This is a genomic window from Lysobacter solisilvae (assembly GCF_016613535.2).
Classification (GTDB): Bacteria; Pseudomonadota; Gammaproteobacteria; order Xanthomonadales; family Xanthomonadaceae; genus Agrilutibacter; species Agrilutibacter solisilvae.
In genome coordinates, this window is sequence record NZ_CP071518.1 from 233,265 (window position 1) to 248,316 (window position 15,052).

Annotated in this window: 16 protein-coding genes and 1 riboswitch; of the genes, 5 read left to right on the top strand and 11 right to left on the bottom strand. The window is 69.4% G+C overall.

Annotated features, from left to right (window positions below):
• Window positions 1–77: 77 nt before the first annotated feature.
• From I8J32_RS01055 to I8J32_RS01065, 3 genes are all read left to right on the top strand, one after another.
• A complete protein-coding gene (locus I8J32_RS01055) occupies window positions 78–464 on the top strand; it encodes a BlaI/MecI/CopY family transcriptional regulator (RefSeq protein ID WP_200614248.1) in 387 nt (128 codons plus the stop codon).
• Window positions 464–2,056 (top strand): cytochrome c oxidase assembly factor Coa1 family protein, encoded by a 1,593-nt coding sequence (locus I8J32_RS01060; protein ID WP_200614249.1) that lies wholly within the window; start codon window positions 464–466, stop codon window positions 2,054–2,056. Before I8J32_RS01055 ends, I8J32_RS01060 begins: the two co-directional genes overlap by 1 nt.
• Window positions 2,057–2,129: 73 nt before the next feature.
• Window positions 2,130–3,221: a S41 family peptidase gene (locus I8J32_RS01065; protein ID WP_200614251.1), complete on the top strand. Its 1,092-nt coding sequence runs from the start codon at window positions 2,130–2,132 to the stop codon at window positions 3,219–3,221.
• A 54-nt stretch (window positions 3,222–3,275) separates the two neighbouring features.
• Here I8J32_RS01065 and I8J32_RS01070 read toward each other — a convergent pair whose 3' ends face one another.
• Both I8J32_RS01070 and I8J32_RS01075 read right to left on the bottom strand, forming a co-directional pair.
• Window positions 3,276–4,331 (bottom strand): NAD(P)-dependent alcohol dehydrogenase, encoded by a 1,056-nt coding sequence (locus tag I8J32_RS01070; protein ID WP_200614252.1) that lies wholly within the window; start codon window positions 4,329–4,331, stop codon window positions 3,276–3,278.
• A 97-nt stretch (window positions 4,332–4,428) separates the two neighbouring features.
• Entirely contained in the window at window positions 4,429–5,331 is a 903-nt protein-coding gene (locus tag I8J32_RS01075) for a LysR family transcriptional regulator (RefSeq protein ID WP_200614254.1), read from the bottom strand.
• A 189-nt stretch (window positions 5,332–5,520) separates the two neighbouring features.
• On the opposite strand from I8J32_RS01075, the gene I8J32_RS01080 reads away from it, so the two are divergent.
• Window positions 5,521–6,234: a pirin family protein gene (locus I8J32_RS01080; RefSeq protein ID WP_200614256.1), complete on the top strand. Its 714-nt coding sequence runs from the start codon at window positions 5,521–5,523 to the stop codon at window positions 6,232–6,234.
• 55 nt (window positions 6,235–6,289) lie between these two features.
• Here I8J32_RS01080 and I8J32_RS01085 read toward each other — a convergent pair whose 3' ends face one another.
• Window positions 6,290–6,598, bottom strand: a complete 309-nt coding sequence (locus I8J32_RS01085; RefSeq protein WP_200614258.1) for a hypothetical protein — start codon at window positions 6,596–6,598, stop codon at window positions 6,290–6,292.
• A 220-nt stretch (window positions 6,599–6,818) separates the two neighbouring features.
• On the opposite strand from I8J32_RS01085, the gene I8J32_RS01090 reads away from it, so the two are divergent.
• A complete protein-coding gene (locus tag I8J32_RS01090; protein ID WP_200614260.1) occupies window positions 6,819–7,751 on the top strand; it encodes a sensor domain-containing diguanylate cyclase in 933 nt (310 codons plus the stop codon).
• Between the two features lie 268 nt (window positions 7,752–8,019).
• On the opposite strand, the gene thiL is transcribed toward I8J32_RS01090, so the two are convergent.
• The 8 genes from thiL to I8J32_RS01130 all read right to left on the bottom strand — a co-directional run bounded on the left by thiL (window position 8,020) and on the right by I8J32_RS01130 (window position 14,941).
• The gene (gene thiL / locus I8J32_RS01095) at window positions 8,020–8,967 is read right to left on the bottom strand and encodes a thiamine-phosphate kinase (protein WP_200614262.1); all 948 of its coding nucleotides are present in this window, start codon (window positions 8,965–8,967) and stop codon (window positions 8,020–8,022) included.
• Between the two features lie 3 nt (window positions 8,968–8,970).
• A complete protein-coding gene (nusB, locus tag I8J32_RS01100) occupies window positions 8,971–9,432 on the bottom strand; it encodes a transcription antitermination factor NusB (protein WP_200614263.1) in 462 nt (153 codons plus the stop codon).
• Window positions 9,429–9,896 (bottom strand): 6,7-dimethyl-8-ribityllumazine synthase, encoded by a 468-nt coding sequence (ribH, locus tag I8J32_RS01105; RefSeq protein WP_200614264.1) that lies wholly within the window; start codon window positions 9,894–9,896, stop codon window positions 9,429–9,431. Before ribH ends, nusB begins: the two co-directional genes overlap by 4 nt.
• 7 nt (window positions 9,897–9,903) lie before the next feature.
• Entirely contained in the window at window positions 9,904–10,815 is a 912-nt protein-coding gene (locus I8J32_RS01110; protein WP_200614265.1) for a phytanoyl-CoA dioxygenase family protein, read from the bottom strand.
• A 217-nt stretch (window positions 10,816–11,032) separates the two neighbouring features.
• Entirely contained in the window at window positions 11,033–12,163 is a 1,131-nt protein-coding gene (ribB, locus tag I8J32_RS01115) for a 3,4-dihydroxy-2-butanone-4-phosphate synthase (protein ID WP_200614267.1), read from the bottom strand.
• A 38-nt stretch (window positions 12,164–12,201) separates the two neighbouring features.
• A complete protein-coding gene (locus tag I8J32_RS01120; protein WP_200614268.1) occupies window positions 12,202–12,804 on the bottom strand; it encodes a riboflavin synthase in 603 nt (200 codons plus the stop codon).
• Window positions 12,805–12,950: 146 nt separating this feature from the next.
• Window positions 12,951–13,150: riboswitch (FMN riboswitch) on the bottom strand.
• Between the two features lie 198 nt (window positions 13,151–13,348).
• Window positions 13,349–13,873, bottom strand: coding sequence for a hypothetical protein (locus I8J32_RS01125; protein WP_200614270.1), 525 nt, complete (start codon window positions 13,871–13,873; stop codon window positions 13,349–13,351).
• Window positions 13,874–13,876: 3 nt separating this feature from the next.
• Complete coding sequence (locus tag I8J32_RS01130; RefSeq protein ID WP_200614271.1) at window positions 13,877–14,941, bottom strand: hypothetical protein; 1,065 nt, start codon at window positions 14,939–14,941, stop codon at window positions 13,877–13,879.
• Window positions 14,942–15,052: the final 111 nt, after the last annotated feature.

The window sequence follows — 15,052 nt, forward strand, 5'->3', positions numbered from 1 at the left end:
CCCCTGCCGAAGGTTGGGTTGACTGGCTACTAACACCTTAGTACTAATACCTGCGTACACACTCCGGCGCAGGCGACATGACGACTCCCCATCCCACCGAAGGCGAACTGGCCCTCCTGCGCGTGCTGTGGTCCGGCACGGCGCCCATGACGGTGCGCGAGGTCCACGCCGTCCTCTCGCGCGACAAGGACACCGCCTACACGACGGTGCTCAAGATGCTCACGATCATGGCCGACAAGGGCCTGGTGCGCCGCGACGAGTCCGAGCGCAGCCACACCTACGCCGCGGTGCTGGCCGAGCCGGTGGTGCAGAGCAACCTGCTCAGGGACCTGATGCGCCGGGCGTTCTCGGGGTCGGCACTGACCCTGGTGCAGCGCGCGATCGACGACAACGTCGCCACGCCCGAGGAGCTGGACCAGATCTCCACGCTCATCGCCCAGGCCAAGGCCCGGCGGAAGGACTGATGGACGCCCTGGCCACCCTGCAGCTTGGGCTGGCGCCGGCGATGGCCTCGGCGCTGGTGCATTCGCTGTGGCAGCTGGCGTTGCTGGCGGCGGCCGCGTGGCTGGTGCTGGCCTCGATGGCGCGTTCCAGTGCATCGGCACGCCATGTGGTCGCGATGGGTTTCCTTGTGGCGATGGTCGCGGCCCCCGCGCTCACCTTCCTGCGCTTCTGGCAGGAACCGTTCTGGCAGGGACCCGGGCTGGTCGTCGATACCGGCTGGCTGCAGGCGTTCACCGCGCCGCGGCAGGCGGCGGTGGACGGCGGCTTCGTGCAGGAGTCCAACCCCATCGCGGCGCTCTTCACCATCGTCTGGCTCGCCGGGGTCGGCCTGATGCTGCTGCGACGCTTCGGCGGCTGGCGCGTGGTCAGCTCGCTCGAGCGGCTGCCGCACCAGCCGCTGCCGGCGGACTGGCAGCGCCGCGTGGACGCGCTGCGCCATTCACTGCGCATCGGGCGCGAGGTCGCGGTGCGGCTGTCGGCCGATGTCGTCGCGCCGTTCACCGCGCGGCTGCTGCGTCCGGTGGTGTGGCTGCCGCTGACCCTGCTGACCCGGTTGCCGCGCGAACAGGTCGAAGCCCTGATCGCCCATGAACTGGCTCACGTCGCACGCATGGACTGGCTGTGGAACGGCGTGCAGTGCGTGATCGAAGCGCTGCTGTTCTTCCACCCCGCGGCCTGGTGGCTCGGCCGCCGCATCCGGCAGGAACGCGAGCACGCATGTGACGACCTGGCGGTGGCGGCGAGCGGGAACGCCATCGCCCTGGCCGAAGCGCTGGTGACACTCGAGCGCGAGCGGCATTCCATCCCGCAACTGGTCCTGGCTGCCCAAGGAGGCACGCTCATGCAACGCATCACCCGACTACTCACATCACCACCCGTGCAGGGTCGTTCGCGCACGCTGGCCGTCTTCGGCATCGTGCTCACGGCAGGCGCGCTGCTCGCCGTCCAGGTCTTCGCATCGGGCAACTGGAAGCCCGACCTGATCGTGCACGCCAGCACCGATGGCGCGCTGGGCCCGGGCGACTACCGCGAGGTGTCCGCCCATGGCGTCGACGGGGACCGCTACTACCGCGCGTCCGTCGATGCGAACGGAACGCTGAGCGAGGTCTACATGAAGGACCAGCAGCGCCGGCCGATCGATGCCGGTGTGCGCGGCTGGCTGGCCGAAGTGGACCGCATGAGCATTGCACCGCCGCCGCCGCTGCCGCCCCTGCCGCCGCTGCCGCCCGGCGCGCCGGGTGCGCCGCCCGCACCGCCCGCGCCACCCGCCCCGCCCGACATCGCCGACCAGCCCGCGTTCAAGTCGCTGATGCGGCAGGTCGCGGCCGACCCGCGCGTCGTCGCCAGGCTGGGCACGCCCGTGGTGCGCGCGTCCAAGCAGATCGATGGAAACATCTCCATCAGCACCGACGACTCGTCCAAGGGCGATGGCGACGCCGATCTCGACTTCGAACTCGCCGGTCCCAAGGGGCGCGCCAGCGTCCACGTCGAAGCCGAACTGGTCGACGGCGTGTGGTCGATGGCGCCGATCGAGATCGAAGACACGCGCTGAGTTTTTTTGCCCATCAGTACTAAACCGTTAGTAGGTCACCGCGGCGCCGCCGCCCCCAATCGAAAGGAACTCCATGAAACCGCGCACCCTCACGCTCTGCCTCCTGCTGTGCCTGGCGCCGTTCGCCCACGCGCAGCAGCCGCCGCCCGCCGTGCCGATCACCGCCGCCCAGCGCGCCACCGTGATCGAAGGCCTCGCCACGCAGCTGCAGGCGAACTACGTATTTCCGGACGTCGCCGGGCAACTGGCGAAGACGCTCCGCGCACGCAACGCCAGCGGCGCCTACGCGGCCGCCAGCGACAGCCGGGCCTTCTCGGAGCTGTTGTCCACGGACCTTCGCCGCCTGGGCAAGGACGGCCACTTCAACGTCGACTACGACCCGGAATTCCGCGAGCAGCCGCCGGGCAAGCGCCCCCTGCCCAGCAAGGAGGAAATCGAACAGGGACGCCAGCAGTTCGCCAGCCGCGGCTACGGCATCGACAGCCTCGCGCGCCTGCCGGGCAACGTGGGCTACATGGAACTGCGCGGCTTCGGCCCGACCGAACTGGTAGGCGAAGCGCTGTCGGCCGCGATGACGCTGCTGTCCGGCACCGACGCACTGATCCTCGACCTGCGCCGCAACGGCGGCGGCGAACCGGCGACCGTCGCCTACCTGATGAGCCACTTCTTCGCGCCGGGCGACGAACGCCACCTCAACGACATCTACAGCCGCACCGACGACACCACGCGCCAGTACTGGACCGACCCCAGCGTCGGCCCGCGGTACACGAAACCGGTCTACGTGCTGACCTCCAAGCGCACGTTCTCCGGTGGCGAGGAATGCGCGTACGACTTCCAGACCCAGCAGCGCGGCACGCTCGTCGGCGAATCCACCGGCGGCGGCGCCAATCCCGGCGACCCGTACGCCCTGGGCGCCGGCTTCGTTGCCTTCATCCCCAACGGCCGCGCGATCAACCCGGTCACGCACACCAACTGGGAACACGTGGGCGTCAAGCCGGACATCGAAGTGCCGGCCGCGCAGGCCAGGCAGGCGGCGCATGCGGCGATCCTGCGTGGCCTGCTCAAGGAGGCCAAGGACGCCGAGCGCCGGCAGGAGCTGGAGGAAGTGCTGGCCAAGGTGGAAGCCGGCACGGTCGACGCGCCGGTGTACACGCCCAGGCGGTGAAGCACTCGCCCGGGGCCGGTCCAGCGGCTCCGGGCGAAATCCTCCAACCAGACGTCAGCCCGTGGCCAGCGTCGCGTTGTCGATCACGAACCGGTATTTGACGTCGCTGCGCTGCATCCGGTCGTAGGCCTCGTCGATCTTCTGGATCGGGATCATCTCGATCTCCGACACGATGCCGCGCTCGGCGCAGAAGTCCAGCATCTCCTGGGTTTCGGCGATGCCGCCGATCAGCGAGCCGGCGATCGCGCGACGGCCGAAGATCAGCTGCGCCACATTGGGGGCCGGATGCGGATGCTCCGGGACGCCGACCAGGCACATCGTGCCGTCGCGCTTGAGCAGGCGGGTGAAGGCATCCAGGTCATGGCTGGCGGCCACGGTGTTGAGGATGAAGTCGAAGGTGCCGATGTGCTGCTTCATCTGGTCGGCGTCTTTGGAGATCACGACGTCGTCCGCGCCCAGGTCGCGCGCGTCCTGGCGCTTGCTCTCGCTGGTGGTGAACGCCACGGTGTGGGCCCCCATCGCGTGCGCCAGCTTGATGCCCATGTGCCCCAGGCCGCCGATGCCGACGATGCCGACCTTCTTGCCAGGACCGGCTTTCCAGTGGCGCAGCGGCGAATACGTGGTGATGCCCGCACACAGCAGCGGCGCGACGGCCGCGAGCTGGGCTTCGGGATGGCGCACCTTCAGCACGAACTGGTCGTCCACGACGATGCGCTGCGAATAGCCACCCAGCGTGTGCCCGGGAGCATCCTGCGTGGGGCCGTTGTAGGTGCCGACGAAACCGACTTCGCAGTACTGCTCCAGGCCTTCGCCGCAGGCGCGGCAGTGCTTGCAGCTGCCCACCAGGCAGCCGACCGCCACGGTCTCGCCCACCTTGAAGGCCGTGACCCCGGGCCCGACCGCGGTGACGTGCCCGACGATCTCGTGGCCCGGCACGCAGGGGTAGCGCGTGCCGCCCCACTCCGAGCGGACGGTGTGCAGGTCCGAATGGCAGACGCCGCAGAACGCGATCTCGATCTGCACGTCGTGGGCGCCCGGTACGCGGCGCTGGATGTCCATCGGCTCCAGCGGCTTGTCGCCGGCGTGCGCACCGTAGGCTTTCGTATTCATTGCGGGCTCCTGGGTGGGGGATGGCACAGGTTGCAGCAGCATGGTGACGCAGGTCGCCCGGGGCCACCATCACCCCGGTTGATGACCGGCCTGAGACTCAGGGGACCGGCGGCTCGCCGTCGCCCAGTCGCTCGCCGAGGAAGTCGATGAAGCGGCGGGTCTTCTGCGGCAGGCGGCGGGTGGCGGCGTAGAGGGCATTGACCGCGATGGGAGGCGCCTTCCAGTCCTCCAGCACGACCTGCAGCGCGCCACTGCGCAAGGCCTCCTGGACGATGAAGCGCGGCAGCAGGGTGATGCCCATCCCGCCCTCCGCCAGCGCCGCAAGCAGGTCGCCATTGTCGGCCGTGGCCGGGCCGACCGGCTGCACGCGAGCGGTCCTGCCATGCCGGGTCAGCGGCAACGTGACGCTGCCCTGCAGGAGGCCGTAGTTGAGGAAGGCATGCTGGGCGAGGTCGTCGGGCACCTGCGGGGTGCCGCGCGCGCGCAGGTAGGCCGGCGAGGCCACGAACACCCGCTCGGCCGGCATCAGCCGCCGCGCGGCGAGCGTGGAGTCGATGAGGTTGGCGATGCGGATGGTGACGTCGAAACCGCCCTTCACCGGGTCGATGAGCTGGTCGTTGAGCGTCACGTGCACTTCCACCTGCGGGTGCAAGGCATGGAACTGCGGCAGCAGGCGGCCCAGCACGCGGGTTCCGAAAGAGACCGGAGCGTTCACCCGCAGCAGCCCCTCGAGGCGGCCGGCGCCGGTGCGGGCGCGTTCCTCGGCATCGTCGAGCGTGGCCAGCACGTCCTGCGCCGCTTCGAAATACTCCGCGCCCGCCTCGGTGAGGTGCAGGCTGCGCGTGGTGCGCATCAGCAACTGCACGCCCAGCATGTCCTCCAGCGCCTGGATCTGCTTGCTCACCTTGGAGCGCGGCACATCCAGCCGGCGCGCCGCCGCCGCGAAGCCATTGGCGCGCACCGCCTCGACGAAAGCACGCATGCATTCGATGCGGTCCATGAGGCGACTCCCGGGACGGAAGCGCGAATATAGCGCCAGTGCGGCGCCATTGTCCCCCGATCGGAAACAGTCATTCTCCGGCGTCCGGCTATTTCCGGCACCCCGCAATTTCGATACTTCGCTCCGGGCCGCAAGGTCCAGATCGCCGGATCACGCTGACCCGGCCACATCCATATCCAGGAGCCTTCCATGATCACCCTGCGACGCGCCAACGAACGGGGCCATGCCAACCACGGCTGGCTCGACTCCTGGCACAGCTTTTCCTTCGCCAATTACTTCGACCCGGAGCACGTGCAATGGGGCGCCCTGCGCGTGATCAACGAGGACCGCGTGCGCGCCGGTGCCGGCTTCGGCCAGCACGGGCACCGCGACATGGAGATCATCAGCTACGTGCTGGACGGCGCGCTGGCCCACGAGGATTCGCTCGGCAACCGCGCGAGCATCGTGCCCGGCGAAGTGCAGCGCATGAGCGCAGGCACGGGAGTTGTCCACGCCGAGTTCAACCATGACAAGGCCAACACCACGCACTTCCTGCAGATCTGGATCGTGCCGTCGGTCACCGGCGTCGCGCCCTCGTACGAACAGAAGTCCTTTGCGGACAGCGACAAGCGCGGCAGGCTGCGGGTCGTGGTGAGCCCGGATGGGCGCGACGGCTCGGTCACGATCCACCAGGACGCGCTGATGCTGGCCGGGCTGTTCGACGGCGACGAGCACGCGCGCCACGAGTTCGCTGCGGGCCGCCTGGGCTACGTGCATGTGGTCCGCGGGCAGGTCACGGTCAACGGGCAGGCGCTGGTCGCGGGCGACGCACTGCGGCTGCAGGATGAAACCGCGATCACGCTGGACCAGGGGCGCGACGCGGAAGTGCTGGTATTCGACCTGCCGCCGATGCCTTTGCATTGACGGACATCGCGGCGCAGGAACGACTTTCCCCGGTGAACCTGGGGCGCCGGCGGCATCACCCGATCGGGTGGGCCAGGCCTGCGAAAGTCCGGACGTCCCGCACTTCCGTCGCCCCGGGCGGGAGTGCGCGGGCGGCCGCGGCAGTGCTGCGCACCCGGCCGCTGCGGCGACGGGATCTGCCTGCGCTGGGCAACAGATCGTGCTTGCGCATCAGGCAGTGGATGGCCAGCCCGATCACGGCCTCGTCCGCCGGCCCGGCATCGCCCTCGATCTGCCGGCAACGATCGATCAGTCGCGGGATCGCCTCGCGCATGGAGGCGCGGGCGTCGGACAGCTCCCGATCCAGCTCGGCAATCTGCTGCATCAACTCAACCCTGCTGGCCATGGTTCTCCATCGCGACCGGCGCTCCCCGGGATGGGCTTGCATTATTGAACGCAGAGCGGCGCGCGAAGCGGAAACGGGCCCATTCCAGCCACGTTTTTCCGGTCCGGGCCGCTTGCACCTGAAGCGTTCAGCGTGCGCATTTCACGTGCCCGTGGCCCGTCGGCGAGAACCATCGAACCGACATCCACGGAGCGAGCGCATGGACGATCGTGCACTCATGCAGGCCCTGCTGGACACGCCCATCAGGCACGGCATCGTGGTCACCGACCTGCAGGGAAAAATCATTCTCTGGAACCGTGGCGCGGAAGCGATCTTCGGTTACTCCGCACAGGAGATCATCGGCGCGAGCGCCGAGAAGCTTTTCGTGCCGATCGATCGCAGCAACGGCATTCCCGGCCGGGAGATGAGCAAGGCAAGGACGCAGGGTTGCGCGGGAGATTTCCGCTGGCACCTGCGCAAGGACGGCACGACGTTCTGGGGCGACGGAATGATGTATCCGGTCCGCGTGGAGGGCGCCGACATCGGTTACATGAAGGTCCTTCGCGATGCGACCGACCTCAAGCTCAGCCAGGAAGAACACCGGCGCCTGGCATTCGTCGACGTCCTGACCGGCATGCCCAACCGGGCCGAACTGTTCCGGCGGCTGGTCGACATGATGGGTACCGCGCAGCGGCATCGGGAGATGCTGGTGCTGCTGCTGGTGGACCTGGACCATCTCAAGGACGTCAACGATTCGCTCGGCCACGCGGCGGGCGACGCGATGCTGCGCAGCGCCGCCCAGCGCATGCGCGACGTGCTGCGATCCAATGACCTGCTGGCCCGGCTTGGCGGCGACGAGTTCGCCATCCTGCAACCCGGTGCGCAGTCCCTGGACGACGCGGTGGTGGTCGCCGAGAAGCTGCTCGAAGTGCTGGCACAGCCCATGGACATCGGCGGCCGCGAGGTGCAGGTCACCGGGAGCATCGGCATCAGCGCCTATCCCCTCGACGCGGCCACCACCGAGCAGCTGCTGGGCAATGCCGACGTCGCGCTGTACCAGGCCAAGGCGGGCGGCCGCAACCAGTATCGGGTGCATGAGGCCACGATGAAGCACGCGCATACGGCGTCGGCGTCGACGGCTGGGCAGGGATAGGCGCCACCGTTCGGCGCCTCAGTTTCAGACGAGCCGCCATCAGCCACCTGCCTGACAGGCGTTGGCCCGTGTCATCCAGCAGGCGGCATCGAACCGGACTTCATCACCCTGCACGAACGGTTCGAAGGCCTTGCGTGTTCGATGCGTGCGACACGGGATGAGCGCCGATTCGGGGAGCGTGCATGCCACCCGGATCGGTGCGGCGCTGGATTGCGCCACCTGCCGCCGGACGGCGCGTCACACGACTCCAAGACGCCGGCGGCGCCCGTCAGGTGAAGTGCACGTACCCGGTCGTCGTCGGCATCCACGGGCTGCCATCGCCCATGTGCGCGCGCACGCTCGTGCCTTCGACGATGGTGCCGATCATGGTGAGCGGGACGGCACAGGCTTCGGCGACCGAGGCCAGCTGGCTGCGCGCGCTGTGCGGAGCGGTGAAACACAGTTCGTAATCGTCGCCGCCGGTGGCCTGCAATGAATGGCGCCACGCGACGTCGAATCGGTCGCGCAGTGCGTTCGACAGCGGAAGCGCGCTGACGTCGATGCGCGCGCCGACCCGGCTGGCGCGGCAGATGTGGCCCAGGTCGGCCATCAGTCCGTCGGAGATGTCGATCGCCGACGTCGCCACGCCCACGAGGGTCTGGCCGAGGTCGACGCGCGGCGTGGGCCGGTCCAGGCGCAGGCGCAGCGGCGCGGCGACCTGGGCGCCCGAACGCCATTGCGCCAGGGCGCCGGCGGCGTCGCCCAGCGTGCCGCTCACCCAGATCTCGTCGCCGATTTCCGCACCCGATCGAAGCAGCGCCTGGTCCGGAGCGGCATGGCCCACCAGCGTGAGGCTGACCGACAACGGGCCACGCGTGGTATCGCCGCCGATCAGCGCGACCTCGTGCAGGCGCGCGAGTTCGACAAAGCCGTCGAGGAATGAATCCAGCCACGCCATGTCGGCCTGCGGCAGCGACAGGGACAGCGTGCACCAGGCCGGCGTGCCGCCCATCGCGGCAAGATCCGACAGGTTCACCGCCAGCGCTTTCCAGCCGATGTGGGCCGGCAGGGTGTTTTCCGGGAAATGCACGCCGCGGTTGAGCGTGTCGGTGGCCACGAGCAGTTCGCGGCCGGCAGGCACCCGCACGATGGCGGCGTCGTCCCCGATGCCCAGCACGACGTCGTCACGCCTGGCAGCGCGCGCGCGGATGCGTTCGATCAGGTCGAACTCGGACACGGCCTATTTCGTTCGCGCGGACTGCACTTCCACCGCGCGCCACTGCGCCGCCGCGTGGTCGAGCACGCCGTTGACATAGGTGTGGCCGTGCTCGGCCCCGAAGCGCTTGACGGTCTCGATGGCCTCGTTGAGCACCACGCGGTAGGGCACGTCCCGGCGCTGGCGCAGTTCGTAGGCGGCGATGCGCAGCGCAGCGCGTTCGATCGGGTCGACCTGCTCGATGTCTCGGTCCAGGAACGGCTGCAGGGCGTCGTCGAGTTCGTCGCAGTGCTTGTCCACGCCGCTGACGAGGTCCTCGAAGTAGTCCAAGTCCGCCACTTCATGCGCCTGTTCGTGGGCGAACTGCGCGATCACGTCGCGCGCGGTGGCGCCGGACATCTGCCAGGCGTACACGGCCTGCAGCGCGCGGCGGCGCGCGCGCGAGCGGGCGACGGGATCGATGCCATCGTTGCGGCGGCGGTTCATACGAGTTGCTCCAGCAGGTTCGCCATTTCCAATACCACCAATGCGGCTTCCTCGCCCTTGTTGCCATGGCTGCCGCCGGCGCGCGCCTGCGCGTCCTCGAAGCGGTCCACCGCCAGCACGCCGTTGGCCACCGGCAGGCCGTGGTCCAGCGATACGCGCATCAGGCCATTGGAGCAGCCGTCGGCCACCTGTTCGTAATGGCGGGTATCACCGCGCACCACGCAACCCAGCGCGACGATGCCGGCATGGCGGCCCTTGGCGGCCAGCATCGCCGCGGCGACGGGAACCTCCCACGCGCCGGGCACGCGGACGACGTCGAGCGAGCTCTCGTCGACACCGTGCTCGGCGAAGGTACGGCGCGCGCCTGCAACCAGCGCATCGGTGATGCGCGGATTCCAGCGGCTGGCGATGATCGCGAAACGGGCGCCTTGCGGGGCACGCATGTCGCCTTCGAGATGGGGCATGGTGGGGTCAGTCCTGCGGCGGCAGCCGCGCGTCGGGCGGCAGGGGCGGCGCCGGGGATTCACCCAGCCCGGGCACCGCCTGATGGGGCCGGTGCATCCAGAAACCACCCTGGTAGGGGACGATCGTGCACCGCTGGGCGATGCAGTCTTCCTGTGAATAGTAATGGAAGACCACGCTCTTGCGGGTCCGGGCCGGGTCGCGGATGGGGCTGCCGCCGTGCAGCAGGTAGGCGCTCCAGATGAAGACGTCGCCTCGCCGGGCCGGGAAGGTCTCCGGCTGCAGGCCGCGCTGGGCGACCTGCTGGTCCATGTATTCGCGCCAGGCCGGCATCTCGTCCAGCACGAAGTGATGGCTGCCGGTGCTGAACACATACGGCTCGATGCGGTGGCTGCCCGCGAAATACTTCAGCGGCCCCGAGTCGGGGTGACAGTCCTCCAGCGCCACCCAGATCGCCAGCAGGTGGTGGGGCGTACGCGGCGTCATGAACAACGCGTCGACGTGGTCGGTCTGCGCGCTGCCCTGCTCGAAACTGAGCGAATTGCACAGCACCGGAACGCGGCCCAGCAACGCGGTGAGGATCGGCGTGATGCGCTCGTTCAACGCCAGGCGGCGCACGGCCTCCTGCTCGAGGTACAGGTCATTGGTCTTGAAGCGGTGCTTGCTGCGCGCCTCGTCGCTGACGTCGGACAGGCGCAGGCGCTGGCCGGTCACCAGGTCGTCGACGACCACCCGCGGCGCTTTTTCCTCCCAGGCCCGGCGCACAGGCGCTTCGGCGGCAGCCAGTTCGGCTTCGTCGTAAAACCCGGGAAGCACGACGAACCCCTGCTCGTCCCAGGCCTGGCGCAGCTCGGCGTGGGGGTCGGGTACGTCGGGCGCGTCAGCGGCGCGCGGCCATGGCCATCGGAAACTGAAACCCATGCAAGTCACGGTTCGGGGGGTGAGGCCAGTCTAGGGCCGGTGCCCGTGGATGAGTAGCAAGGCCGCACGGGCGGGCGCGCGTCCCGGCGGCGTCCACGGGATGCGGGCAGCGGGACGGTGGGGTGCCGACGCCTGGTGGGGCTCCCGGCGTCCGAGGGCGTCTCCCCACCCTGCCCCGGCTCTCAGATCCTCAGCCGCCCCGAAGCCCCTGCCCGGGTCAGTGCGCCAGCTCCACGTATTCGACGACCTCCAGCCCGAACCCGGCCAACCCCACCTGCCGCCGTGGCGTGCCGATCACGCGCAGCCGGCCCAGGCCCAGGTCGGCCAGGATCTGGCCGCCGGCGCCATTGCGGCGCCACTCGGCCAGGGCATGGCCGCGGCCCGCGGGTGGCGAGGGGTCATGGTCGCCCGGGTCTGCCGGCGGTTGCGCGCGCACGCGCGCCAGCAGTGCGTCGGCGTCCGCGTGCTCGCCCAGCAGGACCAGTGCGCCCGTGCCTTCGCGGGCAATCATCCCCAGCACGTCGCCGACTGCGGGACCGAAGTCCGGGCGGCGCCAGTGCACGGCATCGGCCAGCGGGTTCTGCACGTGCACGCGCACCAGGGTGGGCTGGTCACGCTCGACCTGGCCACGCACCAGCGCGAAGTGCAGCGCGTGGTTGAGGCGATCGCGGTAGCTGACCAGCTCGAACTGGCCGTGCTCGGTCTCGATCGGCCGCGCGTCGACGCGTTCGATGGTGTGTTCGGTCGCCAGGCGATAGCGGATGAGTTCCTCGATCGAGCCCATCTTCAGGCCGTGCTCGCGTGCGAACTGCTCCAGCTCCGGCCGACGCGCCATCGAGCCGTCGGGATTGAGGATCTCCACCAGCACGCCCGCCGGCTCCATGCCCGCCAGCAGCGCCAGGTCGCTGGCCGCCTCGGTGTGTCCGGCGCGGTTGAGCACGCCGCCGGGCTGGGTCATCAGCGGGAAGATGTGGCCGGGCTGGCTCAGGTCGGCGGCCGAAGCGTCGGGCCGCACCGCGGTGCGGACGGTGTGGGCGCGGTCATAGGCGCTGATGCCGGTGGTCACGCCCTCGGCCGCCTCGATCGACACCGTGAAGTTGGTGTGGTGCGGGGAGGTGTTGTCGCGGACCATCGGCGGCAGGCCCAGCTGGCGGCAGCGTTCGCGCGTCAGCGACAGGCAGACCAGGCCGCGCGCATGCGTGACCATGAAGTTGATGTCCTGCGGCCGCACCAGTTCGGCGGCCATGATCAGGTCGCCCTCGTTTTCGCGGTCTTCGTCATCGACGATGACGACCATGCGGCCGGCGCGGATCTCGTCCAGCAGTTCGGGGATCGGGCAGAAGGACATTGGGGGTTCCGGTCTGGGGTTTGAAACGTGGGGGGCGATCAGGTCGCGGAACGGCCAGCGAGCAGCCGCTCGACATAGCGCGCGACCAGGTCGATTTCCAGGTTCACGGCATCGCCCGCGGCGGTGGCGGAGAACGCGGTATGGGCGATCGTGTGCGGGATCAGCGCGACCTCGAAGCCCGCGTCATCGACCGCGTTGACCGTGAGGCTGACGCCGTCGACGCAGATCGATCCCTTCTTGGCGATGTAGCGCAGCAGGTCCGCCGGGGCGCCGAAGCGCCAGCGCTGGGCGCGGGCGTCGTCCTCGATGGCGTGCACCACGCCGACGCCATCGACGTGGCCGCTGACCATGTGTCCGCCGAGGCGGTCGGTCGGTCGCATGGCGCGCTCCAGGTTGACCGGAGCGCCTGGCCGCAGGCGGCCGAGCGTGGTGAGGCCCAGGGTTTCATTCGACGCGTCGGCCTGGAAGGAGTTGTCGTCGAACGCGATCACGGTCAGGCACACACCGTTGACCGCGATGCTTTCGCCCAGCTGCACGGCCTGGAACGGCAAGGCACCGACGTCCACGTGCAGGCGAACGTCGCCCCCGCGCGGTTCCAGTGCGCGCAGGCGGCCGACGCCTTCGATGATGCCGGTGAACATCAGCGCGCCTCCGCGAGGGTGGCGGCCACGATCGACAGGGATGGCTGGAGCATTGGAACGTTTCCCGCGGATGGTCAGCGAAAAACGCCTCCGGGCACGAAGGCAGGCGCACGGCGGACCTCGATGTAGTGAGATCGCCGCGCGCTGGCCGTCTTCTTTCATCCGGACTGTGTGCCACCGGTCGCCAGGGCGACTGGAAGCAGGACCGTCGGCTCCGGCATTGGACCGGATCTGCTGACCCTGCTCCGGGGAGCAGGCGCTCGCGGGCTCGTGCACGCCACCGGTCCGAAACCGAGGCACCGCACCTACCGCCGGTGGGGAATTCCACCCCGCCCTGAAGACGTTACGAATTGTGGCCTGCAGGCAGGCGGACGGCAGTTTACCACCCGGGGCACTGACGGTCGGCCGCCGGCTGGAACGGCGCGTCACGCGGCCACGGGGCTGCACCTGGCGAACGGCAGGCCACCAGGATGCGCACGCCCCCAAAAAACAAGGGACGGGGAGCTGCTCCCCGTCCCTTCGGCCCTCGACCCTGTCGACCGGACTAGCCGGCCTTGGTGCAACCGGCGTTGAGGCGGGCGACGACCTGTTCGGTTGCGTCGGCCAGCGCGCTGGCATACGCCCCGTAGGCCTCGTTCTCCGAGCCCCAGTTGTTCATCGAGGCCAGCTGCGAGCGCACCCGGAAGGGCGCGCCGCCGTCGACGCGCACTTCGTACACGGCCACGGGCACCTTGGTGATGGTGTTCTGCGACAGGTAGAACTGCAGCACGCGCACGTCCACGACGCGGCCGACCTGGGCCGCCATGCCCGCCTGTTCGAACTGCCGGCGTACCGCGCCGGGCACGTCGTCGAAGACGAACATGTGCACGCCCAGGCCGCCGGCCCGTTCGCTCGTGGGACGCGCGTCCACCACCTCATGCAATTGGTGTTCGCAGGCCAGGCGAGCCTCCATCGGGACCACCAGCCGGGACGGATCCACGGCGACGCGATGGACCTTCGGGGTGCACGCGACAAGGCCGGTGCAGGCCACGGCCAGCGCGAGCGATCGCAGCAGCGAAGACGACGCCATGACTTACTGGCCGCTTCCGACGGGGGCGCTGGCGGCTTCGGCCGGCGCGGCAACCGGCGCGGCATTGACCGGCGCCGAAGCGGCGGCCTGCGCATCGGCCGCCGGGGCGGAACCCTCGGCCTGCGCGGGCACCGAGGCCGGAGCAGCAGCGGCGGTCGAGGAAGCCGGAGCAACCGCGGCAGGCGCGCTCAGGGCGGCGACCGCGGCTGCATCGAGCGTGCGCACGCCATAGAACTGCTGCAGGCGGCCCGAACCGGAACGGATCCACACCCAGCCTTCACCCTGCTGGATCTGGCGACCGGCTACCTTGCGACCATTGACCTCCACGAACGGCGCCTTCTTGACCGGCTTGCTGGTCCACTGGCTACGCCCAGCGGCGGAGAAGTCGTGCACCAGCATGTCGGTGGTCTGCTGGATGCCCTGGTCGAGCAGGGTCGACAGGCCCGTGCGGCCCATTCCGGCCCAGCGCTGCGACATCTCCTCCTTGCCCTCCGAGGCCGTCATCGGGAACTCGAAACGGTAGTTGCGGTTGAACAGGACCTGGGTCTTGTACTTGCCGTTGGACTTGCGCGTGCGCTCGACCAGCGAAGTGGCCAGCGAAACGGTCATCTGCTGGAAATCATTGGTGACCGCGTAACGGGGAACCAGCACCAGCGCCTGCATGGTCGCCGGAGCGGCGTTGGCTTCGGCGGCGTCCCAGACCGACTGGCGGACGGTGATCCGCGGGTTGGGCGAAATGCCCTCGGACGCGAGCTTGGCGCGCACGGCGGCTTCGATGCGTTCGTTGAAGTGGTACTCGACCAGCTGGTCGCGCATGGCGGTCACGCGCTGTTCGGCGTTGGTGGCCTGCGCGTTCTGCACGGCGCCGCCAATCAGCGCGCCGATCAGGCCGAACTGCATGCCCACGGCCATGGCGGTGGCGGGCACCTCGACGGCAAGTTCGTGCTGGGTGAGGATCAGCTCGACCGGCAGCTCCTGGGCCACCGGCGAGGGGATGGCGGGCGCCTTGGCGGCGGCGTTGAAGCACAGCGAAGCCAACCCGAGGGTCAGGCAGATTCGACGAAACATGTTTTCCCCTGTTTTGTAGTACTGAGCCGGGAGCCCGGCGTGCGCGATGGCGCGGTGCATTGTCGCGGGCCAACCCGCGCTGGCAAAAGGGGCCGCTGAGGTGCTAGGCGG

Excerpts from the sequence above, each read along its gene's own strand:
- I8J32_RS01090 (WP_200614260.1), top strand. The coding sequence starts at position 6,819 with ATGGACGATCGTGCACTCATGCAGGCCCTGCTGGACACGCCCATCAGG.
- I8J32_RS01080 (WP_200614256.1), top strand. The coding sequence starts at position 5,521 with ATGATCACCCTGCGACGCGCCAACGAACGGGGCCATGCCAACCACGGC.
- I8J32_RS01130 (WP_200614271.1), bottom strand. The coding sequence starts at position 14,941 with ATGTTTCGTCGAATCTGCCTGACCCTCGGGTTGGCTTCGCTGTGCTTC.
- I8J32_RS01085 (WP_200614258.1), bottom strand. The coding sequence starts at position 6,598 with ATGCAGCAGATTGCCGAGCTGGATCGGGAGCTGTCCGACGCCCGCGCC.
- ribB (WP_200614267.1), bottom strand. The coding sequence starts at position 12,163 with ATGTCCTTCTGCCCGATCCCCGAACTGCTGGACGAGATCCGCGCCGGC.
- nusB (WP_200614263.1), bottom strand. The coding sequence starts at position 9,432 with ATGAACCGCCGCCGCAACGATGGCATCGATCCCGTCGCCCGCTCGCGC.
- I8J32_RS01070 (WP_200614252.1), bottom strand. The coding sequence starts at position 4,331 with ATGAATACGAAAGCCTACGGTGCGCACGCCGGCGACAAGCCGCTGGAG.
- I8J32_RS01125 (WP_200614270.1), bottom strand. The coding sequence starts at position 13,873 with ATGGCGTCGTCTTCGCTGCTGCGATCGCTCGCGCTGGCCGTGGCCTGC.
- I8J32_RS01060 (WP_200614249.1), top strand. The coding sequence starts at position 464 with ATGGACGCCCTGGCCACCCTGCAGCTTGGGCTGGCGCCGGCGATGGCC.
- ribH (WP_200614264.1), bottom strand. The coding sequence starts at position 9,896 with ATGCCCCATCTCGAAGGCGACATGCGTGCCCCGCAAGGCGCCCGTTTC.
- I8J32_RS01055 (WP_200614248.1), top strand. The coding sequence starts at position 78 with ATGACGACTCCCCATCCCACCGAAGGCGAACTGGCCCTCCTGCGCGTG.
- I8J32_RS01065 (WP_200614251.1), top strand. The coding sequence starts at position 2,130 with ATGAAACCGCGCACCCTCACGCTCTGCCTCCTGCTGTGCCTGGCGCCG.
- I8J32_RS01120 (WP_200614268.1), bottom strand. The coding sequence starts at position 12,804 with ATGTTCACCGGCATCATCGAAGGCGTCGGCCGCCTGCGCGCACTGGAA.
- I8J32_RS01110 (WP_200614265.1), bottom strand. The coding sequence starts at position 10,815 with ATGGGTTTCAGTTTCCGATGGCCATGGCCGCGCGCCGCTGACGCGCCC.
- I8J32_RS01075 (WP_200614254.1), bottom strand. The coding sequence starts at position 5,331 with ATGGACCGCATCGAATGCATGCGTGCTTTCGTCGAGGCGGTGCGCGCC.